Origin of the sequence: Micromonospora sp. DT31, from assembly GCF_049841795.1 — a bacterium.
Taxonomy (GTDB): Bacteria; Actinomycetota; Actinomycetes; order Mycobacteriales; family Micromonosporaceae; genus Micromonospora.
This window is the reverse complement of record NZ_JBNCKZ010000009.1, coordinates 78,849-100,385: the sequence shown is the minus strand read 5'-3', so window position 1 is coordinate 100,385 and position 21,537 is coordinate 78,849. Positions and strand designations below refer to the sequence as shown.

Annotated in this window: 17 protein-coding genes; 5 read left to right on the top strand and 12 right to left on the bottom strand. The window is 72.3% G+C overall.

The window, feature by feature from the left end:
• Positions 1-117: 117 nt before the first annotated feature.
• From ccsB to hemL, 6 genes are all read right to left on the bottom strand, one after another.
• Positions 118-1,089 (bottom strand): c-type cytochrome biogenesis protein CcsB, encoded by a 972-nt coding sequence (ccsB, locus tag ACLQ2X_RS17245; RefSeq protein WP_425682047.1) that lies wholly within the window; start codon positions 1,087-1,089, stop codon positions 118-120.
• Entirely contained in the window at positions 1,089-2,705 is a 1,617-nt protein-coding gene (locus tag ACLQ2X_RS17240; protein WP_425682046.1) for a cytochrome c biogenesis protein ResB, read from the bottom strand. Before ACLQ2X_RS17240 ends, ccsB begins: the two co-directional genes overlap by 1 nt.
• Positions 2,705-3,640, bottom strand: coding sequence for a cytochrome c biogenesis CcdA family protein (locus ACLQ2X_RS17235; protein ID WP_425682045.1), 936 nt, complete (start codon positions 3,638-3,640; stop codon positions 2,705-2,707). The genes ACLQ2X_RS17240 and ACLQ2X_RS17235 overlap by 1 nt, the downstream gene beginning before the upstream one ends.
• Positions 3,640-4,215 (bottom strand): TlpA family protein disulfide reductase, encoded by a 576-nt coding sequence (locus ACLQ2X_RS17230; protein WP_425682044.1) that lies wholly within the window; start codon positions 4,213-4,215, stop codon positions 3,640-3,642. Before ACLQ2X_RS17230 ends, ACLQ2X_RS17235 begins: the two co-directional genes overlap by 1 nt.
• Positions 4,215-4,862, bottom strand: a complete 648-nt coding sequence (locus tag ACLQ2X_RS17225; RefSeq protein ID WP_425682043.1) for a histidine phosphatase family protein — start codon at positions 4,860-4,862, stop codon at positions 4,215-4,217. Before ACLQ2X_RS17225 ends, ACLQ2X_RS17230 begins: the two co-directional genes overlap by 1 nt.
• A 64-nt stretch (positions 4,863-4,926) precedes the next feature.
• Positions 4,927-6,264 carry a glutamate-1-semialdehyde 2,1-aminomutase gene (gene hemL, locus ACLQ2X_RS17220; RefSeq protein WP_425682042.1) on the bottom strand — a complete coding sequence of 446 codons (1,338 nt, stop codon included), beginning with the start codon at positions 6,262-6,264 and terminating at the stop codon, positions 4,927-4,929.
• Positions 6,265-6,411: 147 nt separating this feature from the next.
• Between hemL and ACLQ2X_RS17215 the strand changes: the two genes are divergently transcribed.
• On the top strand, positions 6,412-6,744 hold the full coding sequence (locus ACLQ2X_RS17215) for an STAS domain-containing protein (protein ID WP_425682041.1): 333 nt from the start codon (positions 6,412-6,414) through the stop codon (positions 6,742-6,744).
• A 9-nt stretch (positions 6,745-6,753) separates the two neighbouring features.
• Here ACLQ2X_RS17215 and ACLQ2X_RS17210 read toward each other — a convergent pair whose 3' ends face one another.
• Positions 6,754-8,346, bottom strand: coding sequence for an ABC transporter permease (locus ACLQ2X_RS17210; RefSeq protein WP_425682040.1), 1,593 nt, complete (start codon positions 8,344-8,346; stop codon positions 6,754-6,756).
• Positions 8,343-9,242 carry an ATP-binding cassette domain-containing protein gene (locus tag ACLQ2X_RS17205; RefSeq protein WP_425682039.1) on the bottom strand — a complete coding sequence of 300 codons (900 nt, stop codon included), beginning with the start codon at positions 9,240-9,242 and terminating at the stop codon, positions 8,343-8,345. The genes ACLQ2X_RS17210 and ACLQ2X_RS17205 overlap by 4 nt, the downstream gene beginning before the upstream one ends.
• A gap of 64 nt (positions 9,243-9,306) precedes the next feature.
• On the opposite strand from ACLQ2X_RS17205, the gene ACLQ2X_RS17200 reads away from it, so the two are divergent.
• Entirely contained in the window at positions 9,307-9,831 is a 525-nt protein-coding gene (locus ACLQ2X_RS17200) for a GbsR/MarR family transcriptional regulator (protein WP_425682038.1), read from the top strand.
• Positions 9,832-9,835: 4 nt separating this feature from the next.
• On the opposite strand, the gene ACLQ2X_RS17195 is transcribed toward ACLQ2X_RS17200, so the two are convergent.
• Both ACLQ2X_RS17195 and ACLQ2X_RS17190 read right to left on the bottom strand, forming a co-directional pair.
• Positions 9,836-10,390 (bottom strand): response regulator, encoded by a 555-nt coding sequence (locus tag ACLQ2X_RS17195; protein WP_425682037.1) that lies wholly within the window; start codon positions 10,388-10,390, stop codon positions 9,836-9,838.
• Positions 10,387-14,751 (bottom strand): HAMP domain-containing protein, encoded by a 4,365-nt coding sequence (locus tag ACLQ2X_RS17190; RefSeq protein ID WP_425682036.1) that lies wholly within the window; start codon positions 14,749-14,751, stop codon positions 10,387-10,389. The genes ACLQ2X_RS17195 and ACLQ2X_RS17190 overlap by 4 nt, the downstream gene beginning before the upstream one ends.
• Before the next feature lie 169 nt (positions 14,752-14,920).
• On the opposite strand from ACLQ2X_RS17190, the gene ACLQ2X_RS17185 reads away from it, so the two are divergent.
• Positions 14,921-16,981 carry a SpoIIE family protein phosphatase gene (locus tag ACLQ2X_RS17185; RefSeq protein ID WP_425682035.1) on the top strand — a complete coding sequence of 687 codons (2,061 nt, stop codon included), beginning with the start codon at positions 14,921-14,923 and terminating at the stop codon, positions 16,979-16,981.
• A 69-nt stretch (positions 16,982-17,050) separates the two neighbouring features.
• Here ACLQ2X_RS17185 and ACLQ2X_RS17180 read toward each other — a convergent pair whose 3' ends face one another.
• Positions 17,051-18,481 carry an FAD-binding oxidoreductase gene (locus ACLQ2X_RS17180; RefSeq protein ID WP_425682034.1) on the bottom strand — a complete coding sequence of 477 codons (1,431 nt, stop codon included), beginning with the start codon at positions 18,479-18,481 and terminating at the stop codon, positions 17,051-17,053.
• A 100-nt stretch (positions 18,482-18,581) separates the two neighbouring features.
• Between ACLQ2X_RS17180 and ACLQ2X_RS17175 the strand changes: the two genes are divergently transcribed.
• Both ACLQ2X_RS17175 and ACLQ2X_RS17170 read left to right on the top strand, forming a co-directional pair.
• Positions 18,582-20,675, top strand: coding sequence for a S9 family peptidase (locus ACLQ2X_RS17175; protein WP_425682033.1), 2,094 nt, complete (start codon positions 18,582-18,584; stop codon positions 20,673-20,675).
• Positions 20,676-20,715: 40 nt separating this feature from the next.
• Positions 20,716-20,862 (top strand): hypothetical protein, encoded by a 147-nt coding sequence (locus ACLQ2X_RS17170; protein WP_425682032.1) that lies wholly within the window; start codon positions 20,716-20,718, stop codon positions 20,860-20,862.
• A gap of 58 nt (positions 20,863-20,920) precedes the next feature.
• Here ACLQ2X_RS17170 and ACLQ2X_RS17165 read toward each other — a convergent pair whose 3' ends face one another.
• The gene (locus tag ACLQ2X_RS17165; protein WP_425682031.1) at positions 20,921-21,487 is read right to left on the bottom strand and encodes a TIGR03086 family metal-binding protein; all 567 of its coding nucleotides are present in this window, start codon (positions 21,485-21,487) and stop codon (positions 20,921-20,923) included.
• Positions 21,488-21,537 lie beyond the last annotated feature (50 nt).

Genomic DNA, 21,537 nt, shown 5'->3' with positions numbered 1-21,537 from the left:
GACCACCGCCCCCCGTGTCAGCGCCCCGACAGCTTCCGCCGGCAGAGCCTACCGGCCGATGATCCACGATGGAGGCCGGCCGCCGGGTGGACGAGGTGCTGAGCGCCCGCCCGGTCACTACACCCCGGCGTACGAGTGCATACCGGTGAAGAAGAAGTTCACGCCGAACAGGTTCATCATCACGGTCAGGAAGCCCACGATGGCGATCCAGGTCGCCACGTTGCGCTTCACGCTCGGGGTCGCCCGCGCGTGCAGGTAGCCCGCGTACACCACCCAGGAGATGAACGCCCAGGTCTCCTTCGGGTCCCAGCCCCAGGCGCGACCCCAGGCCGCCTCGGCCCAGATCGCCCCCGCGATCACCGCGAACGTGAAGATCGGGAACGAGAAGGCGTGCAGCGTGAAGGTCAGCCGTTCCAACCCGGCCGCCGGGGGCAGCCGACGGGCCAGGGTGTACGGGAAACTGCGCCGCCCCTGCTCCCAACCCGACCGCATCAGGTATGCGGCGGCGGGCACCACGCCCAGCAGGAAGATGCCCGACGAGAAGATGATCGTCGACACGTGGATGATGAACCACCACGACTGCAACGCCGGCATCAGCGGCTCGACCTGCACGTAGAGCTTCAGCTCGGCGAACGCCAGCAACAGCACCATCACCAGCGTCAGGAACAGCCCGAGCCGACGCAGCGACGGCTGCTTCCACAGCACCACGACCCAGGCGGCCATCGCGATCCAGGTGCCGGTCAGCACGAACTCGTACATGTTGCCCCAGGGCATCCGATCCGCGGCGAGACCCCGGGTGACCACGGCGCCCAGGTGCAGCGCGGCGGCGAGCAGGGTGAGCCAGGCGGCGATCACGCCGGCCAGCGCGGCCCGCGCTGCGGTGCGGTCCGGCCGCTCGGTGGCCTCCGGCGCGGCCGGCCCGTCGGTCGTCCCGCCGCCCCCGCCGACGCCCGCGCCGACCAGTTCCCGGGCCGGGGCTGCGGACGCCTTCCGGGCGTCGCCCAGCGCGTACTCCACGGCGTGGCTGATCATCGCGATCAGGTACGCCAGGATCGCGAACGTGACCAGCTGGTCGGAGAGTGCGGACATCACTCGTCTCCTTCTCGCGCCCGCCGCTGGTCCGGACCGCCGCCGCTGACCGCGGCGACGAGCTGCGCGAACTCGTCGGCGAACCCTGGGTGCTCGGTGCGCGGCAGCCCACCGGCCTCGACCAAACTACTACCGCTCGTCGGAGATCCACCCGCGGGGGGCGAAACCCGGAACCAGACCCGCCGCCGCCGGGCGAACAGCGAGCCCATCAGGCCGAGCAACAACGTACCGCTCGCCACCAGCAACAACGTCTGCCCCGGCGCGTGCCGCACCGAGATGGTGATGTACGGCTCGGTGCCGAGGAACTCCAGCGTGCCGCCGTCGTCGAGCGTCCACTTCTCGCCCGGCCGCAGGAGCTTGGTGCCGATCTCCTTGAGCTTGCCGTTGTCGACCTGCCGCCTGTCCAGCTCGTAGACCGAGCCGGGGATACCGGCGTCCATCCCCAGGTTGCCCCGGTAGGCGGTCAGGTTGACCGCCGGGTTCCGCTCGGCCGGGAACTGCGACGCGACGTACGGCGCGCTCTGCGGCGCGGTGGGCAGGTAGAGCCCGTCGAAGGCGACCTGCTGGTCCGGGGAGCGGGCGCCGGTCTTCGGGTCGACGTTCGTGTCGGGGAAGAACGCCACCCCTTCCTCGGTCGCGTTGGCGTCGCCGGTGCGCAGGAACGGTGCGGCGCTGGTCTGGCTCTTTCCGTACTTGTCGGTGTACCTGAGGATCGGCGCGTAGCCGTTGCCGAGCAGGTAGACGTTCGCCGGACCGAGCCGCAGCGGGGAGTTGACCGAGAAACCCGCGGTCCGCTCCGGGCCGTCTGGCTGTTCCACGGTCACGGTGGCCCAGAAGCGCGACGCCTGCCCGGACGGCAGGTAGTCCGCCTCGAACTTCTCCAGCGTCAGGCAGAACGGCGGCAGGTCGGCGCTGTCCACCCGCGGGCCGAGTGACGCCTCGGCGTACTGCTGGCGGGTGTTGCAGAACGCGTTGTCCTCGCCGGCGACCAGGATGCGGTTGCCGTGCCACCCGTACCAGGAACCGAGCGCGACCCCGAACAGGACGGCGACAAGCGAGACGTGGAACAGCAGGTTGCCGGTCTCCTTGAGGTAGCCCTTCTCGGCGGAGACCTCGTTGCCGCGCACGGTGACCCGCCACCGCCGGCGGCGCAGCACCGCCGCGATCGCCTCCGGGTCAGCGGCCGCCGGGGCTTCCAGCACCGCGTGCTGGGGCAGCCGGTTGAGCCGCTGCGGCGCGGCCGGCGGGCGCATCCGCAACGCGCGCACGTGGTCGCGGGCGCGGGGCAGGATGCAGCCGACGAGCGACGTGAACAGCAGCAGGTAGATCGCGGAGAACCAGACCGAGCCGAAGACCTCGAACGCGCCGATCCGGTCCAGTTGGGGGGCCAGGTCGGGGTGGTCGACGAACCACTGGTTGACCCGTTCCGGGCTGACCCCGCGCTGCGGCAGCACCGAACCGGGGATGGCGGCGACCGCGAGCAGGAACAGCAGGACCAACGCGGTACGCATGCTGGTGAGCTGCCGCCACGAGTTGCGCAGCAGGGCCAGCACCGGGTTGACCCGTCGCCGGGGTGCTTCGGGCGGGCTGGTCGGCCGGTCGTCAACGGTCGTCATCAGATGCTCACCTCGCCCACGCCCACGGTGGTCTGCAACCAGATCACCACGTTCACCCAGCCTCCGGTGACAAGCGCCAGGCCGATGGCGATCAGCAGTGCGCCGCCAAGACGGGTGACCCAGCGGCTGTTGCGCCGCACGGCGCGGAACACCCCGAGCAGGCGCTGGAAGCCCAGCCCGAAGACGACGAACGGTATCCCCAGCCCGAGGCAGTACGCCACGGCGAGCACCACGGCCCGGTCGGTGCCGCCCTCGGTGGCCGCCATGCCGAGCACCGCGCCGAGCGTGGGACCGGTGCAGGGCAGCCAGCTGAGCGCGAAGACCGCACCGAGCACGGGCGCGCCGAGCAGACCGGCGGCGGGTAGCCAGCGGATGCGGAACTCGCGCTGCATGCCGGGGATCACGCCGAGGTAGCCGAGCCCGAGCACCACCACGAGCGAGCCGATGACGATCTCCAGCGTGCGCTCGTACTGGAAGAAGAGCTTGCCGACGCCGGAGAAGAGGATCGCGGTGGCGACGAACACGATTGTGAAGCCGGCGATGAACAGCAGCGTCCCGGCGAGCACCCGCCCCTTGACGGCGGCGGTGGTCCACTCCGGTGCCGTCCGCTCCGCGACGTCCACGCCGCCGGCGCCTTCGCGCGTGCCGCCGGCGCCTTCGCGCGTGCCGCCGGCGCCTTCGCGCGTGCCGCCGGCGCCTTCGCGCGTGCCGCCGGTGTTAAGAAGGGGCCCTTCCGCTACCGGAGGCGTTAAGCGGGGGCCCTTCCTTGCACCCTCCAGGTCGCTGCCGGCCAGGCCGGTGACGTACGACAGGTAGCCGGGCATCAGCGGGAGCACGCAGGGGGACAGGAAGCTCACCAGGCCGGCCAGCGCCGCCGCACCGACCGCGAGCAGCAGCGGACCGGACTCGGCGAGCTGCCGGAACGTCTCGCCCATCAGCGCGGGCCGTCGGGCGGTGGCGCCTCGGCGGCGACCTTCGCCACGATCGGGCGCAGCTCGTCGCGGGTGACGGCCCGCCGGATCACCACGGCGATCCGGCCCTCCCGGTCCAGCACGACCGTGGCCGGGGTGCTGTTGGGCGGGATGTCGAAGTTCAGCGCCTGCCGGCTGGCCGGGTCGAAGATGCTCTGGTACGTGACCCGGCCCTCCTCGAAGGCGATGGCCTTGTCCCGGCTGTCCTGCACGTTGATGCCGAGGAACCGCACGCCCGAGTCCTTGGTGGCCTGGTAGGTGGCCTCCAGGTCGTCCGCCTCGGCGCGGCAGGGCGCGCACCAGGAACCCCAGAAGTTGACCACCACGACCTGGCCGCGGTCGCGGGAGATGTCGTAGTCACCACCGGCGAGCAGCTTCCCGCTGACCTTCGGGGTCGTCGACCGCTGGTCCGCCGCGCAGGTGACGGTGGAGCCGTCGGCGTCGCATCGGCTCTCCTGGTTCCCGGAGGAGCAGCCGACAAGCGCCGTGCCGGCGGTGACGGCGGCGAGCAGGGTGGCGGCGAGCCTCCGGGCGAGCATCAGGCCCCCTTGGCCGTTCGGGCGGTCGGCGAGATCGAGACCAGGTGGGCCGCCGGCTCGGAGTAGCCGATGCCGGCGATCTTGGCACCGTCGAAGTGGAACGAGGTGAGGCTGGCCAGGCCGCACTGCCGGCGACGCGGGTCGTGCCACAGCCGCTTGCGCTCGACGTGCCGGCGCAGCGTCCAGATCGGCAGCTGGTGCGACACCAGCACCGCCTCGCGGCCCTCCGCGGCGACCCGCGCGGCGTGCAACGCGGCGAACATCCGCTCCGCGATCACCCGGTAGGCCTCACCCCAGGACGGGGTCATCGGGTCGCGCAGCACCCACCAGTTGCGCGGGTCGCGGAACGACCCGTCGCCCGGGGAGACCTTCTTGCCCTCGAACCAGTTCGCGCTCTCGATCAGCCGCTCGTCGACACCGACGGAGAGGCCGAACTGCGCGGCGATCGGCTCGGCGGTCTGCTGGGCGCGCTCCAGCGGGCTGGCGACCACGTGCACGACGGTCCGCTCGGCGAGGGCCTGGGCTGCCGCCTTCGCCATCTGCACGCCCAGCTCGGAGAGGCGGAACCCGGGCAGGCGGCCGTAGAGGATGCCGTCCGGGTTGTGCACCTCGCCGTGCCGCAGCACGTGCACCACCGTCTCCGCCATGGTCAGGCCCCCCTCGTTCGCGACTGCGGGGCTCGCAAACCCGGCTCACTCCTCGCGTTCACCGTCACCCCAGTGTCCCCGCGGCTGCCGCTGCCCGCGCCGCCACCGGGAGGGCGGCGGCGATCTGCTCCCAGGCGGCGTCGTCGATGGCCGTCGAGACGAACCACGACTCGAACGCGCTCGGCGGCAGGTAGACGCCACCGGCGAGCATCGCGTGGAAGAACGCACTGAACGCCGGCACCACCTGGGTGCGGGCACTGTCGTAGTCGCGCACCTCGGCGTCGGTGAAGAAGATCGAGAACATGTTGCCCGCGGTGGAGAGGCGGTGCGGCACCCCGGCGGCGGACAACGCCTCGGTGGCGAGCTTGCCCAGCGTGGCGGAGGTCTCGTCGAGCCGCCGGTACAGCGCGTCGTCGGCCAGTCGCAGCGTGGCCAGCCCGGCCGCGCAGGCCAGCGGGTTACCGGAGAGCGTGCCGGCCTGGTAGACCGGCCCGGCCGGGGCCAGCCTCGCCATGATCTCCGCGCGCCCGCCGAACGCCGCCGCGGGCAGGCCACCGCCCATGACCTTCCCGTACGTCCACAGGTCGGCGTCGGTGGGGTCGAGGCCGTGCCAGCCGGCCCGGGAGACCCGGAACCCGGTCATCACCTCGTCGACGATGAGCAGCGCGCCGTTGGCGTGCGCGATCCGGGCCAGTTCGGCGTTGAAGCCGTCGCGCGGGGCGATCACGCCCATGTTGCCGGCCGCGGCCTCGGTGATGATCGCGGCGATGTGCGGGCCCTCGGCGGCGAAGGCCGCCTCGACCGCGCGCAGGTCGTTGTAGGGCAGCACGATGGTGTCCCCGGCCGCCGCCCCGGTAACGCCGGGCGAGTCGGGCAGGCCGAAGGTGGCCACGCCGGAGCCGGCGGCGGCGAGAAGTCCGTCGGAGTGGCCGTGGTAGCAGCCGGCGAACTTGATGATCTTGGCGCGACCGGTGAAGCCACGGGCCAACCGGATCGCCGACATGGTCGCCTCGGTGCCGGAGTTGACCAGGCGCACCTGCTCCACAGGCGTACGGGCGACGATCTCCTCGGCCAGGTCCACCTCACCCGGCGTGGGCGTGCCGAAGCTGGTGCCCAGCGCGGCGGCCGCACGCAGCGCCTCCACCACCGCGGGGTGCGCGTGGCCGAGGATCAGCGGCCCCCAGGAGCAGACCAGGTCGACGTAGCGACGACCGTCGGCGTCGTGGAGCCAGGGACCCTCCCCCCGGACCATGAAGCGCGGCGTGCCGCCGACGGCGCCGAACGCGCGCACGGGAGAGTTGACCCCGCCGGGCACGACGGCCCTGGCGCGGTCGAACAGGGCCTCGGAGGCCGGGGCGTCGGCCGGGTAACGGCCGGATCCGGCGGAAAAGGTCTCGGTCACGATGGGGCCATTGTGTCAGCGCCGGACGGCGGCCTGGCAGCCACCCCGCGACGTGGGTTACCAGGCTCACCCCCGTGACCGGCGCGGAAGCGTCCACGGCGGTCCGCTCGACGGGCCCGTGGGTCGAGATCGCGATAGGCTGGCCGGGTGGATCGTGCCGAACTGTCCATCACCGTGCACCGGACGGGGGACGAAGCCGTGCTTCGCCTGGCCGGTGAGATCGACATGCTCACGGCCGCCCAGCTCTCGACGGTGGTCAACGAGGTGCTGGCGGATCCGCCCCCACGGATCGTGCTCGACCTCGGTGGCGTCACGTTCTGCGACTCCCAGGGTCTCGGCACGTTGGTGGTGCTCAGCCGCAAGGCCAGTCACGCGCGGAGCCTGCTGATGCTGAGCAATGTGGGCGACTTCCTGCTCCGTGTGCTGGACATCACCGGCCTGCGCAGCGCCCTGATGATCCGCAACGCCCCCACCGGCTGACCCGGGCGGTCACAGCACCGGCACGTCCCGCCTCCGGAACGCCAGCAGACCGGTCGCGGTCAGCGCGGCGGCCAGCACGGCCAGCAGGTAGAGCGGAGTGGGACTCCAGGCGTCCCGCAGCACCTGCGGGGTGTGCGTGTACGGGGACAGGTCCAGCAACCACCGGTCGAGTTCCAGCACCGCGCCGAGCTGGCCGAGCAGCACACAGACCGCGAGCACCACCCAGGCGGCCGGCGCCAGCCGGGGCAGCAGCCCGTAGAGCAGCACGGCGAGCCCGGCCAGCACCCAGACGGCCGGCACCTGGGCCAGGCCCACCCCGAGCATCCGGCCCAGCTGTCGGGGCACGTCACCGGTGCTCAGGCCGTACGTCAGACCGGTGCCCAGCCCGGCCATCGCGAGCACCACCGCCGGGCCGAGCAACGCGAACACCACGTGCGAGAACAGCCAGGTCGAGCGGCGGGTGCCGGCGCCGAGCACCGGCTCCGCCCGGCCGGCGGACTCCTCCGTCCGCATGCGCAGCGCGGCCTGGATGCCGTACCCGGTGGCGGCCAGCCCGGCCAGGCTCAGCGTGACGCCGAGGTACGCGTCGGCCATCCCGGCGGCCCCGCCGACCCGGGCGATGATCTCCTCCATCCGCCCGTTGTCCCCGACCGCCCGGCCGGCCGCCTCGGCCGCGCCGCCGAGGATCAGCCCGAGCAGGCCGAACCCGACCGACCACCAGAGGATCTGCCCCCGGTGCAGCCGCCAGGCCAGGCCGAACGGGCCGGACAGCGCGGCGCCGGCGGTCGCCGGGCCGGGCCGCGGCGGCAGCACACCGGCGCCCAGGTCACGCCGGACCGAGATCGGGTACGCGAGCGCCGCGAGCAGCACCGTGGCGGCCAGTGGCAGCGCCAGGACCCACCACCGCTCCCCCTCGTACGGCCGGACCCGGGCGGCCCAGCCCAGCGGGGACAACCAGCTCGGCCAGTCGTTGCCGGCGGTGTCCCCGGCCAGGCGCAGCGCGAACGCGATGCCCAACGCGGCGAGGCCGACGCCCCGCGCCCCGCCGGCGGTGGTGGTGAGCTGGGCGGCCAGCCCGCCGAGCGTGGCGAAGGCCACGCCGGTCAGCACGGTGGCCAGACCGTACGCGACCGAGCCGGCGGCCGGCAGCCCGGTCGAGAGGAGCCCGGCGGTGGTGAGCAGCCCGAGCAGCAGGTCGGCCGCGTACGTGACGACAAGTGCCGCGGTCAGCCCGGCGTACCGCCCGAGCACGCTGCCGCCGAGCAGTTCCCGGCGGCCGGCTTCCTCCTCGGTGCGGGTGTGCCGGATGGCGGTGAGCAGGCTGGCCAGCGCGACGATGAGCAGCAGGAAGCCGCTGCGCTGGGCGGTGAGCGCGCCGACGCTGTCGCCGTAGGCCGGTCCGAGCAGCGCCACGATGGACGGGTTGCGGGCGGTGCCGTCGAGGTAGGCGGCCCGGTCGGCGGCGGTCGGGAACAGTTCGAGGAAACTGGCCGCGTACGTCATCGGCAGCACCGCGAGGACGACGAGCCACAGCGGCAGCAGGAGGCGGTCCCGGCGCAGGATCAGCCGAACCAGGTGGCGGGTGCCGGTGAGGGTGCTCATGACCGGTCGGCCCCCTGCGCCTCGTAGTGCCGCAGGAACAGTTCCTCAAGTGTCGGCGGCGTGCTGACCAGGCTGCGTACGCCCAGTTCGGTGAGGCAGCGCAGCGCGGCGTCGAGCGCGGCGGTGTCCACGTCGAAGCGCACCCGCCGCCCGTCCACCCGCAGGTCGTGCACGCCGGGCAGGCCGGCCAGTCCGTCGGCCGGCGCGGTGACCTCGGCGTCGATCGCGGTGCGGTGCAGGTGGCGCAGGTCGCCGAGGGTGCCGGACTCGACCGTGCGGCCGGCGCGGATGATCGTCACCCGGTCGCAGAGCGCCTCCACCTCGGCGAGGATGTGGCTGGACAGCAGCACGGTACGGCCGTCGTGCCGGGCCCGGCGGACCCACTGCTGGAAGACGTCTTCCATCAGCGGGTCGAGGCCGGAGGTCGGCTCGTCGAGGATGAGCAGTTCGACGTCGGAGGCGAGCGCGGCGACCAGCCCGACCTTCTGCCGGTTGCCCTTGGAGTAGGTGCGGCCCTTCTTGCGCGGGTCCAGCTCGAAGGACTCCAGCAACTCGGCGCGGCGTTTCGGGTCGAGCCCGCCGCGCAGCCGGCCGAGCAGGTCGATCACCTCGCCACCGCTCAGGTTGGGCCAGAGCGTCACGTCACCGGGGACGTACGCGAGGCGGCGGTGCAGTGCGACCGCGTCCCGCCACGGGTCGCCGGCCAGCAGTCGGACGGCCCCCGCGTCCGCCCGAAGCAGGCCGAGCAGCACCCGGATCGTGGTCGACTTGCCGGAGCCGTTCGGCCCGAGGAAGCCGTGCACCTCGCCGGTGCGGACGGTGAGGTCGAGCCCGTCGAGCGCCCGGCTGCGCCCGAATGTCTTCACCAGCCCGGACACCTCAATGGTGTTTTCCATGTTTCAGACGCTACGCTGATTTCATAATATTGTGAATACCGTGAAGCTGCGGCACCATCGCCGGATGAGCACCGAGGAGACGACCATGGGCGAGCCGGCCCACCGCGACGAGGAGGAGCTCCACCTCTTCATCGAGCGGATGGCGATGGCCTTCGCCGACGTCGGCTTCCCCCGGATGGCCGCCCGGGTCCTGTTCACCGTGATGAGCGCCGACGACCCGCTCACCGCCGGCGAGATCGCCGAACGACTCGGGGTCAGCGCCGCCGCCGTCTCCGGCGCGGTGCGCCACCTCACCCAGTTCGCCATGCTGGTCCGCGAGCCGGTCAAGGGCTCCCGGCGCGACCGCTACCGGATGCCCGACAACCCCTGGTACGAGGTGACGATCACCAAGACCACGTTCTACCGGAACTTCATCGACATCGCCGGCCGCGGGGTCCGCGCGCTCGACGGCCGGAACACCCCGGCCGGCGAACGGGTCACCGAGATGCGCGACTTCTTCGTCTTCGTCCAGGAGGAGCTGGAATCGCTCGGCGACCGCTGGCGGGCCCGGCGCGCCGCGACCGGCCACGGCGGCCCGGCCGGCGGCTGAACACTCAGCGGTTGCCCCAGCGGGCCTGCTCCAGCAGGTGCACCGCCCGGTCCCGAGCCGACGGGTCGTCGTCGGCCCGCAGCAACGCGGTCGCCTCGTCCACCGCGTCGGTCAGGTGCCGCCACTGCTGGTCCCGCTCCCGCACCAGATCCGACTGGGCGGCGAGCTGCCGCGTCTTCACCCACAGGTCGACGAAGACCGTCACCTTCGCCCGCAGCACCCACGGATCGAACGGCTTGGTCAGGTAGTCGACCGCGCCGGCCGCGTAGCCGCGCAACGCGAGCTGCGCGTCCCGGTCCGCCGCGGTGAGGAAGATGATCGGCACGTGCCGGGTGCGCTCCCGCCGCTTGATGTGGGTGGCGGTCTCGAAACCGTCCATGTCCGGCATCTGGGCGTCCAGCAGGATCACCGCGAAGTCGTCCACCAGCAACTGCTTCAGGGCCGCCTCGCCGCTCTCCACCGCGACCGACTGCACCGGGAGACCCTGGAGGATGGCCTCCAACGCCATCAGGTTCTCCCGCCGGTCGTCCACCAGCAGGGCCTTGGCCGTCTGTGTCACGCGTCCTCCTCGCCTCGGCTGCGGCCGATCCAGGACGCCATCAGCTCGATCAGTTCATCCAGGTCCACCGGCTTGGTGATGTAGTCACTGCCACCGGCGCCGAGCGCCGACTCCCGGTCGCCCGGCATCGCCTTGGCGGTCAGGAAGACGATAGGCAGGTCCGCGAAGCGGTGGTTGCGGCGGATCTGCCCGGTCGTCTCGTACCCGTCCTGGTCCGGCATCATGGCATCCATCAGGACGATGTCCACCTCCGGGTGCTCGGCGAGCTGGCGGACGCCGTCCACCCCGTTGTCCGAGTACAACACGGTCATCCCGTGCAACTCCAAGGCGGACGTCAACGCGAACACGTTCCGCACGTCGTCGTCGATGATCAGCACGGTGACCCCGTCCAGCCGCCGGGTCGTCGGCGTCTCCTGCGGCTGCGGCAGCTCCATCGGCATCAGCAGCGACGACGGCAGGCCCGCGCGGCTCGGCGACGGCGGTGACGGCGCCACCACCGCGTCCGGCGCCAGCACATCGGGTACGAACAGCGTGAACGTCGACCCCTGCCCGGGCGCGGACGACACGGTGATCGTGCCGCCGAGCAGGCGAGCCAGGTCCCGGCTGATGGACAGGCCGAGGCCGGTGCCTCCGTAGCGCCGGCTGGTCGTGCCGTCCGCCTGCTGGAACGCCTCGAAGATCAGCGACAGCTTGTCGTCGGAGACGCCGATCCCGGTGTCGATCACGGTGAACGCGATCACCCGCTGCGCGTTGACAAGTGCCGGCACGTCGAACACCGCGTTGTCCGCGGCCGGGCCGATCCGCAACGTCACCGCGCCGTTGTCGGTGAACTTCACCGCATTGGAGAGCAGGTTGCGCAGGATCTGCTGCAACCGCTGGGCGTCGGTGACAAGTGCCGGCGGCAGGTCCTGGCTCACCCGGACCTGGAAGTCCAGGCCCTTCTCCTCGGCCTGGGGCGCGAACGCCTGCTCGACGTAGCCGCGGATGTCGGAGAAGTGGACCGCGGTGGGCTCCACGTCCATCCGACCCGCCTCGATCTTGGACAGGTCGAGGATGTCGTCGATGAGCGACAACAGGTCGGAACCGGCGCTGTGGATCGTCCGGGCGAACTCGATCTGCTTCGCGCTGAGGTTCCGCTCCGGGTTCTCCGCCAGCAGTCGGGCCAGCAGCAGCAACGAGTTCAGCGGCGTACGCAGCTCGTGGCTCATGTTCGCCAGGAACTCCGACTTGTACGCCGACGCCCGGGTGAGCTGCTGCGCCTTCTCCTCCAGGCCGAGCCGGGCCAGCTCGATCTCCCGGTTCTGCGTCTCGATGTTGGCCTTCTGCTCCGACAGCAGCTTGGCCTTGTCCTCCAACTCGGCGTTGGTCCGCTGCAACTCCGCCGACTGGTCCTGCATCTCGTGCGCCAGCCGCTGCGACTGCGCCAGCAACTCCTCCGTACGCCGGTTGGCCTGGATGGTGTTGACCGCCACCCCGATGGTGAGCACCAACCGCTCCAGGAACGCCAGGTGCAGCTCGGAGAAGGTGGCCACGCCGGCGAACTCGATCACGGCGAGCAGTTCGCCCTCGAACAGCACCGGCAGCACCACCAGGTCGGCCGGCGGCGTGTCGGCCAGACCGGAGCGCACCATCAGCCGCCCGTCCGGCTGGGCCTTGACCCGGATGGTGCGCCGGGACAACGCGGCCTGCCCGACCAGCCCCTCACCGGGGCCGAACGTGACGTCGTGGCCGCGCGCCACGTACCCGTAGGAGGCGGTGAGCCGCAGCCGCATGCTGCCCTCGGAGCTGTCCGCCAGGAAGAACGCGCCGAGCTGCGCGTCCACCAGCGGGGTCACCTCCTGCATGATCATGCGGCACACCTCGCCCAGGTCCCGCTGGCCCTGGAGCAGTCCGCCGATCCGGGCCAGGTTGGAGTCGAGCCAGCCCTGCTCGGCGTTCTTCTTGGTCGTCTCCCGGAGGGTGACGATCATCTGGTTGATGTTGTCCTTCAGCTCGGCGACCTCGCCCTGCGCCTTGACGTTGATCCGCTGGGTCAGGTCGCCGCGGGTCACCGACGTGGAGACCTGCGCGATGGCGCGCAGCTGCGTGGTCAGGGTGGAGGCGAGCTGGTTGACGTTCTCGGTGAGGTCCCGCCAGGTGCCGGAGACGCCCTTGACCTGCGCCTGGCCGCCCAGCTTGCCCTCGGTGCCCACCTCGCGGGCCACCCGCGTCACCTCGTCGGCGAACGACGAGAGCTGGTCCACCATCGTGTTGACGGTGTTCTTCAGCTCCAGGATCTCGCCCTGCGCGTCCACAGTGATCTTCTGACCCAGGTCGCCGTTCGCCACCGCCGTGGTCACCGAGGCGATGTTGCGGACCTGACTGGTCAGGTTCGACGCCATCGAGTTCACGTTGTCCGTCAGGTCCCGCCAGGTGCCGGAGACGCCCTTGACCTGCGCCTGACCGCCCAGCTTGCCCTCGGTGCCCACCTCGCGGGCCACCCGCGTCACCTCATCGGCGAACGACGAGAGCTGATCCACCATCGTGTTCACGGTGGACTTCAACTCCAGGATCTCGCCCTGCGCGTCCACAGTGATCTTCTGGCTCAGGTCGCCCTTCGCCACCGCGGTCGACACCTGGGCGATGTTGCGCACCTGCGCGGTCAGGTTCGACGCCATCGAGTTCACGTTGTCCGTCAGGTCCCGCCAGGTGCCGGCCACGCCACGCACCTGCGCCTGCCCACCGAGCTTGCCCTCGGTGCCCACCTCGCGGGCCACCCGCGTCACCTCGTCGGCGAACGACGACAACTGGTCCACCATCGTGTTCACGGTGGACTTCAACTCCAGGATCTCGCCCCGGGCGTCCACGGTGATCTTCTGCGACAGGTCACCCTTCGCCACCGCCGTGGTCACCGAGGCGATGTTGCGCACCTGACTGGTCAGGTTCGACGCCATCGAGTTCACGTTGTCCGTCAGGTCCCGCCACGTACCGGACACGCCCTTGACCTGCGCCTGACCACCAAGCTTGCCCTCGGTGCCCACCTCGCGGGCCACCCGGGTCACCTCGTCGGCGAACGACGAGAGCTGGTCCACCATCGTGTTCACGGTGTTCTTCAGCTCCAGGATCTCGCCCTGCGCGTCCACCGTGATCTTCTGACCCAGGTCACCCTTGGCGACCGCCGTGGAGACCTGGGAGATGTTGCGGACCTGGCTCGTCAGGTTGCCGGCGAGCTGGTTGACGTTCTCGGTGAGGTCCCGCCAGGTGCCGGACACCCCGCGCACCTGCGCCTGACCGCCCAGCTTGCCCTCGATGCCCACCTCGCGGGCCACCCGGGTCACCTCGTCGGCGAACGACGACAACTGGTCCACCATCGTGTTGACGGTGTCCTTCAGCTCCAGTATCTCGCCCTGCGCCGCCACGGTGATCTTCTGCGACAGGTCGCCCTTCGCCACCGCCGTCGACACCTGGGCGATGTTGCGCACCTGCGCGGTCAGGTTCGACGCCATCGAGTTGACGTTGTCCGTCAGGTCCTTCCAGGTGCCGGCCACACCCGGCACCTCGGCCTGCCCGCCGAGCTTGCCCTCGGTGCCCACCTCGCGGGCCACCCGCGTCACCTGCTCGGCGAACAGCCGCAGCGTGTCGGTGAGCGAGTTCATCGTGTCGGCCAGCTCGGCCACCTCGCCGCGCGCCCCGACCGTGATCTTCTGCGACAGGTCGCCCTTCGCCACCGCCGTCGCCATCTGGGAGATCGAACGCACCTGGCCGGTCAGGTTCGACGCCATGGTGTTCACCGAGTCGGTGAGGTCCTTCCAGGTGCCGGCGACCCCGCGCACGTCGGCCTGGCCGCCCAGCTTGCCCTCGGTGCCCACCTCCCGGGCCACCCGGGTCACCTCGTCGGCGAACGACGACAGCTGATCCACCATCGTGTTCACGGTCCGGCCGATCCGCAGGTACTCGCCGCGCAGCGGGCGCCCGTCTATCTCCAGCGCCATGTGCTGGGAGAGGTCGCCGTCGGCCACCGCCACGATCACCCGGGCGATCTCCGTGGTCGGCCGGCCCAGGTCGTCGATGAGCGAGTTGACCGCCCGCTGCCCCTCCGCCCAGGAGCCGTCCAGGCCCTCGTCGTCCAGGCGCTCGGTCAGCCGCCCGTCCCGGCCGACGATCCGGCTGATCCGGCGCAGGTCGAGGTGCTGACGTTCCTGCAACGACACCACGTCGTTGAAGGCGTCCGCCACCTCGCCCGGCAGACCCGCCCGACGCGGCAGGCGTACCCGCAGGTCGCCGCGGGCCACCCGGTGCAACGCCTCGACCAGCTCGCCGAGCAGCACCTCGTGGTCGGACGCGGCCGGGTCCGCGGTCGCCGACTGTTTCGCCGTGGTCATCGTTCCTCGCTCAGCTCGGGCTCGTGCCGACACGCGGCCATCCCATCATTGTGCCGCGCCATCCGTCGAGGTCACCCCGCGCCGTGACGTGCCACCGCCGGTATCGGTCCGGATCGCCGGTTCTCCGGACCGCTTGGCACCGGGGGTGGGGGCAGTGGAGGATACGAGCGTGTCAGCGGAGGCGGGGCCGACCCGAAGCGGCGGCCGGACCGAGCACGTCCGGCGGATCCGCCTCCCCGCCGACCGCCGCACCCCGGCGGCGGCCCGCGCACTGGTCCGCACCATGCTGCTCGAGACCCGGCTGCCCGAACTCCTGAACGAGGCGCTGCTGCTCACCACCGAGCTGACCACCAACGCCGTCGAACACGCGCAGACCGAACTGGACATCGAGGTCGAAACCGACCGGGATGGCCTCACCGTCACCGTCACCGACTTCGCCTCCGGGCCGGTCGACGAACTGACCGTCGGCGTGCGCAACCTCACCTCCGACATCACCGAGGTCGCCGCGCGCGGCCGAGGGCTGCTCCTCGTCGACCACTTCGCCAGCCGCTGGGGCACCACCTACCTGCCCACCGGCAAGGGGGTCTGGTTCCGACTGGACCGTACCGACCCGAGCGGACCGGCCCGACCGTTGGCCCCGGTGCGGACGGTCGCCCCGGAGCCGGCCGCCGAGGGCACGCCGAGCGCCGCGGCGATGAGCGACCTGATGCAGATCACCCCCGAGGCGTACGCCGACGACCCGCTTCCGGAGTTCGCCACCGGCCTGCTGACCCGGGTCGCCGAGATGGTGGGCGCCGCCGGTGGCGCCGTCCGACTCGATCGCGGCGACGGGCTGGGCACCCAGGTGTTCGCCCGCTACGGCCGGCCGCCCCGGGAGGACAACGAGCTGCTCCGCGTGCCGCTCGCCGTGCACCGCCCGTACACCGGCGAGCTGGAGCTGGACGCGGCGCCCTCCACGTACGCCCGACCGCTCGCCGTGCTGGTCGCCGAGCGGCTCTCGCTGCACCTGGAGAACGACCGGCTCCGCCGGGCCGACGTCCGCCGCTCCACCTGGTTGACGTTCCTGGCCGAGGCGAGCGAACTTCTCGCCCAGTCGCTGGACGTCGAGCTGACCATGGCACTCGTCCCGCAGCTCGTGGTCCCCCGGCTCGGCCAGTGGTGCGCCGTGCACACCACCGACGAGTGGGGCCGGCTCCGCCTCGCCGCGTCCAGCCACGCCGACGAGGCGATGCTGCCCCAGCTGCACCGGATCCTGCAGGAGACCGGGCCGGACTCGGTCCAGTCCCGGCTGCGCGAGGCGTCCCGCAACCGCACCCAGGTGCTGTTGGGCGGCCCGATGGAGGGTTTCGCCGTGCCGCTGATCGCCCGCGGGCAACGACTCGGCACGCTCGCCGTCGGCCGGCACCAGCGGCAGCGGCACGACCCGGACGAGGTCTCGGTGCTGGAGGACGTAGCCCGCCGGGCCGCCCTCGCCATCGAGAACGCCCGCATCCACGCGGAGCGCCGCCGGGTGGCCCAGACGCTCCAGCAGTCGCTGCTGCCACCGGTGCTCCCGGTGGTCGACGGCATCGGCTTCGCCGCCGAGTACGTCCCGACCGGCGACGACGCCGAGGTCGGCGGCGACTTCTACGACGTGGTCCCGCTGCCGGACAGCCGTTGGCTGGTGGTGGTCGGCGACGTGTCCGGCAAGGGCGTGCAGGCCGCCGCCGTGACCGGGCTGGTCCGGGACGTGATCCGGGTCCTCGTCGGCGACGGCAAGCCGCTGCCCGAGGTGCTCAGCCGGCTCAACGAGACCCTCGTCGAACGCGGAGGCGGGCGCTACTGCACGCTGGCGCTCGCGGCCGTCGCACCCGGCGACGGCGACCAACTGGACGTCTCGCTGCACCTGGCCGGCCACGACCGGCCGGTGCTGCTGCACGGCGCCGGCGGCGCCACCTTCGTCGGCACCGGCGGCACCGCGCTCGGCCTGCTCGACACGATCACCACTCCCACCGCCGAACTGGCGCTCAAACCCGGGGACGCACTCATCTTCTATACCGACGGGGTCACCGAACGGCGGCGCGGACGCGAGCTGTTCGGCACCGAGCGGCTGCGCGACGCGGCGGCGCCGCTGGCCGGATATTCCGCCGACGTGGTGGCCGCCCGACTCCGCGCCGCCACCATCGCCTTCTCCGCCGAACGCCCGCGCGACGACATCGCCCTCCTGGTCCTGCGCAACGACACCCCCTGACGCGGTCCTTCCCCACGCCGCCGGCCGGCCACCCGGGCCTTCGAGTCCTGCGCCGCCGACAGCCCGGCCTCAGAGACCGCCGGGGAGGCGACCGGGGGCGAGGCGGTGGTGCGGGTCCAGGTGTGCCTTGGCGCTGCGCAGTCGCGGCAACGTCGGCAGGTCGCCCCACAGGTCGACGGTCCGGCGTACCGGGGTGGGCGCGGCCACCACCACGCACCGGCCCTGCCGGGCGATCAGCACGCCTCGGACCGCGCTGAGGATCGACGCGACCCGCTCGGGCGGCAGCGCGCCGGGCAGGGCGGCGTGCACCGAGCCCGAGCCGACCGAGCCGCGTACCGGCACGGGTGCGCCGGCGGCGTCACGCAACGCGTACACGGCCGCGTGCAGGTCGGTGATCGGCACCTCGATGCGCAGCGCCGTGTCGCCCGGGGCGAACGGGTAGCACCCCCACCACTGCGGCGCGTGGTGGTCGACCACCGCTTCGGCGCCGAGGACCTCGGTCAACCGCTCGGCGCGCTCCGCCACGTCGGCCGGGCCACCCTCCACCAGCGCCACCAGGCGGCCCGCCGCGGGCCGTCCGGTGACCGCGGGATGGTCGGGGCGGCCGGCCACCGAGGGATGCGACGCCGGAATCCGACGGCGGGGCAGCGGAAGCGGCACCGGCAGGTCGAGCTCGACCGCGGCGGGTTCGACGCCGGCGGCGAGCACGGCGCGGACCAGGTCGTGCACCTCGAGCGGGGTCCATACCGGGCGGGACACCCACAGTCGGCCCGCCGGCACGGCCTGCACCCGCATGGTGGCGGAGATCAGCACGCCGAGCCCGCCCTGCGAGCCGCAGAGGAGCCGGGCCACGTCCAGCCCCGGCGTACCGGCGGCCAGGTCGCCGGACCGGGCGTCGCCGAACAGGCCGCCGTTGCCGCCCGGAGCGGCCCGGCCGAGCCGCGCCGTGCCGGACTCGCCCACGCTGACCAGCTCGCCGTCGGCATCGAGGTAGCGCACGCCGACGAGTTGGGTGCACGGGTTGCCGTAGCGGTGGCGCAGCGGGCCGGCCTCGTCGGCGGCGAGGACCCCGCCGAGGGTGGCTCCGGGCGAGGGCGCGTCGACCGGGAGGCGTCGGTTGGTGCGGGCCAGGGTGGCCTGCACCGCCCGCAGGGGTGTGCCGGCGCCCACCTCGGCCACCGCGACCGCGTGCGGCTCGTGCCAGATCCCGGCCAGCCGGCCGGTGTCGAGCATGATGTCGACCTGCGCCGGGGCGGCACCCCAGTCGATCTTCGTGCCGGCGCCGCGGGGCACCACGGTCAGGTCGTACGCGGCAGCCAGGCGCACCACCTCGGCGGCGGCGTGCGGGCCGCCGGGCACGGCCACCCACCGGGCGGTGCGGCCCGCCACCTCGTCGGCGGGACCGGCGGACCGGGCGAACGGGCGACCGCAGATCGCGGCCAGCTCGCGGGTGACGTCGTGGGCTCCGGGACGATCGGGGGAACGCGCTGCAGCCGCCATGGCAGTTATCGTACACATGTTCGAAAGACCTGGCGGCGAGTCATCGATGTCGGGCGGCGGTGGCACCCGGCGGCGGCCCGGCGAACGGTAACGTGGCGCCGTGACCGAAACCCCACAGCCGGCCGCCAAGCGCGTCCCGACGGAGCGGATCCACCACGGCGACACCGTCCTCGACGAGTACGCCTGGCTCGCCACCAGGGACGACCCGGACACGATCGCCTACCTGGACGCCGAGAACGCGTACACCGAGGCGCGCACCGCGCACCTGGCCGGGCTGCGTACGGCACTGTTCGAGGAGACGCGGCAGCGCACCCAGGAGACCGACCTGTCGGTGCCCACCCGCAAGGGCGGCTACTGGTACTACACCCGGACGGTCGAGGGGCAGCAGTACGGCGTGCACTGCCGGCGCGCGGTCCGCGCGGGCGAGACCACGCCCCCGGTCAGTGCGGACGGCGCCCCGCTCGACGGCGAGGAGGTGCTGCTAGACGGCAACCAGCTCGCCCAGGGGCACGACTTCTTCTCCTTCGGCGCGTTCGACGTCAGCCCGGACGGGCGGTGGCTGGCCTACTCCACCGACTTCTCCGGCGACGAGCGCTTCAGCCTGCGGATCAAGGACCTGACCACCGGCGAGGTGCTGCCCGACGAGATCCCGGACACGTTCTACGGCACGGCCTGGTCACGCGACGCCACCACGCTGTTCTACGTCACCGTCGACGAGGCGTGGCGACCGAACCGGGTGTGGCGGCACACCATCGGCACCCGGTCGGGCGAGGACGTGGTGGTCCACCAGGAGGACGACGAGCGGTTCTGGGTGGGCGTCGAGCTGACCCGCTCGGAGCGCTTCGTGGTCATCGACATCAACAGCAAGATCACCAGCGAGGTCCGGGTGATCCCGGCGGCCAACCCGACCGGTGAGCCGGCCGTCGTGGCCCCGCGCCGCCAGGGCATCGAGTACGCGATCGAGCACCACGGCCACCGCTTCCTGATCCTGCACAACGACGGCGCGGAGGACTTCGCGCTCGCGTACACCTCGGCGGACGCGCCCGGCGAGTGGACGCCGCTGATCCCGCACACCCCCGGCACCCGGCTGGAAGCGGTCGACGCGTTCGAGAGCCACCTCGTGGTGTCGCTGCGCAGCAACGGGTTGACCGGGTTGCGGGTCCTGCCGGTGGGCAGCGACGACACGTGGGACATCGGCTTCCCCGAGCCGATCTACAGCGTCGGGCTGGACGCGAACCCGGAATACCGGACCGACCGGGTGCGGCTGCGTTACACCTCGCTCGTCACGCCCGACTCGATCTACGACTACGACCTGTCCACCCGGGAGTTGACGCTGCTGCGGCGCAAGCCGGTGCGTCCCGGGCCGGACGGGCGGGAGTACGACCCGGACGACTACGAGCAGCACCGGGACTGGGCGCTCGCCGACGACGGGACCCGGGTGCCGATCTCGCTCGTGTGCCGCCGAGGCACCCCGCGCGACGGCTCCGCGCCCGCGGTCATCTACGGCTACGGGTCGTACGAGGCCAGCATGGACCCGTGGTTCTCCATCACCCGGCTCAGCCTGCTCGACCGCGGCGTGATCTTCGCGGTCGCGCACATCCGGGGCGGCGGCGAGCTGGGCCGGCGCTGGTACGACGAGGGCAAGCTGCTGGCCAAGAAGAACACGTTCACCGACTTCGTGGCCTGCGCCCGGCACCTGGTGAAGGCCGGCTGGACGGCGAGCGACCGGCTGGTGGCCCGGGGCGCCTCGGCCGGCGGCCTGCTGATGGGCGCGGTGGCGAACCTCGCCCCGGACGCGTTCACCGGGATCGTCGCGCAGGTGCCGTTCGTGGACGCGCTGACCTCGATCCTCGACCCGTCGCTGCCGTTGACGGTCACCGAGTGGGAGGAGTGGGGCAACCCGCTGGATGACCCGGAGGTGTACGCGTACATGAAGTCGTACACCCCGTACGAGAACGTGACCACCGCCGAGTACCCGGCCATCCTGGCGGTTACCAGCCTCAACGACACCCGCGTGCTCTACCACGAGCCGGCCAAGTGGATCGCCCGGCTGCGGTCGCTCGCGCCGGCCGGCGACTACCTGCTCAAGACCGAGATGGGCGCGGGCCACGGCGGCCCGAGCGGCCGGTACGACGCCTGGCGCGAGGAGGCGTTCGTCACCGCCTGGATCCTGGATCGCCTCGACCGGGCTTAGGGGCCGCGGACAGCACCCTGCCTCCACCTAAACTGCCGGGATGACCGAGGAGGAGCAGCCGGCGGCGCGACGCGGACCGACCTGGCTGATCCTCCTGGCGGTGAGCGCCGCACTTGCCGTGTGCTGCTGCTCGACGGTGATCGGGTTGGCCGTCGCCGGCTCCAGCGGGCTGTTCGACGCCCGCTGAGCCGGCGACCCGCTCAGCGGGCCCGGTCCGCCGGCTGCGGCAGCGCGGTTTCGCCCGGTCAGCGCGCCCAGGCCGGGTCGCGGCCCGTCCGGCCGAGCAGTGCTTCCACTGTGTCGGGGTGCGCGTCGGTGGCCACCGGCGGGCCGAACGCGCCCATCTTCTGCCCCGTGTCGCCCATCCGGTCCATGAACTCGTGCCCCGCCGCCACCACCGCCGGGTCCACGGTCAGTTCCTGGCCGGTGGTCCGGGCCAGGTCCCACCCGTGCACGGTGAGATCGATCAGGGCCATCCACCCGAGCGTCTCCTGGGGCAGCCCCATCCCCGGCGAGATTCCCTCCAGCGCGGCCGGGTCGGACCATGCCTCGGTCAGCCGGGCGGCCTCGGTGGCGAACCGGGCCCGCCAGTCGCCGACCAGACGGTCTGCCTTGCGCGTCCAGTCGACCTCTTCCCGGCGGGCCAGCGCCTGGAAGTTGACCACCACGTCGAAGAGGTGGTTGAGCAGGTCGCGCACGGTGTAGTCGGCACAGGGCGTGGGCAGGCCGAGTTGGTCGTCGGCGATGCCGCGCACCACTGCGGCCGTGCGCGGCGCCGTGACGGCGAGGAGCTCGCTGGTCTTCGTGGTCATCGGGTCAGCGTATGAGGACGGCCCGACACATTCGCGATACGACCCGCAGT

Bases quoted from the DNA above. Each gene is read 5' to 3' on its own strand.
- ACLQ2X_RS17210 (WP_425682040.1), bottom strand. From the start codon at position 8,346: ATGAGCACCCTCACCGGCACCCGCCACCTGGTTCGGCTGATCCTGCGC.
- ccsB (WP_425682047.1), bottom strand. From the start codon at position 1,089: ATGTCCGCACTCTCCGACCAGCTGGTCACGTTCGCGATCCTGGCGTAC.
- ACLQ2X_RS17170 (WP_425682032.1), top strand. From the start codon at position 20,716: ATGACCGAGGAGGAGCAGCCGGCGGCGCGACGCGGACCGACCTGGCTG.
- ACLQ2X_RS17200 (WP_425682038.1), top strand. From the start codon at position 9,307: ATGAGCACCGAGGAGACGACCATGGGCGAGCCGGCCCACCGCGACGAG.
- ACLQ2X_RS17240 (WP_425682046.1), bottom strand. From the start codon at position 2,705: ATGACGACCGTTGACGACCGGCCGACCAGCCCGCCCGAAGCACCCCGG.
- ACLQ2X_RS17165 (WP_425682031.1), bottom strand. From the start codon at position 21,487: ATGACCACGAAGACCAGCGAGCTCCTCGCCGTCACGGCGCCGCGCACG.
- ACLQ2X_RS17230 (WP_425682044.1), bottom strand. From the start codon at position 4,215: ATGCTCGCCCGGAGGCTCGCCGCCACCCTGCTCGCCGCCGTCACCGCC.
- ACLQ2X_RS17180 (WP_425682034.1), bottom strand. From the start codon at position 18,481: ATGGCGGCTGCAGCGCGTTCCCCCGATCGTCCCGGAGCCCACGACGTC.
- ACLQ2X_RS17190 (WP_425682036.1), bottom strand. From the start codon at position 14,751: ATGACCACGGCGAAACAGTCGGCGACCGCGGACCCGGCCGCGTCCGAC.
- ACLQ2X_RS17225 (WP_425682043.1), bottom strand. From the start codon at position 4,862: ATGGCGGAGACGGTGGTGCACGTGCTGCGGCACGGCGAGGTGCACAAC.
- ACLQ2X_RS17235 (WP_425682045.1), bottom strand. From the start codon at position 3,640: ATGGGCGAGACGTTCCGGCAGCTCGCCGAGTCCGGTCCGCTGCTGCTC.
- ACLQ2X_RS17205 (WP_425682039.1), bottom strand. From the start codon at position 9,242: ATGGAAAACACCATTGAGGTGTCCGGGCTGGTGAAGACATTCGGGCGC.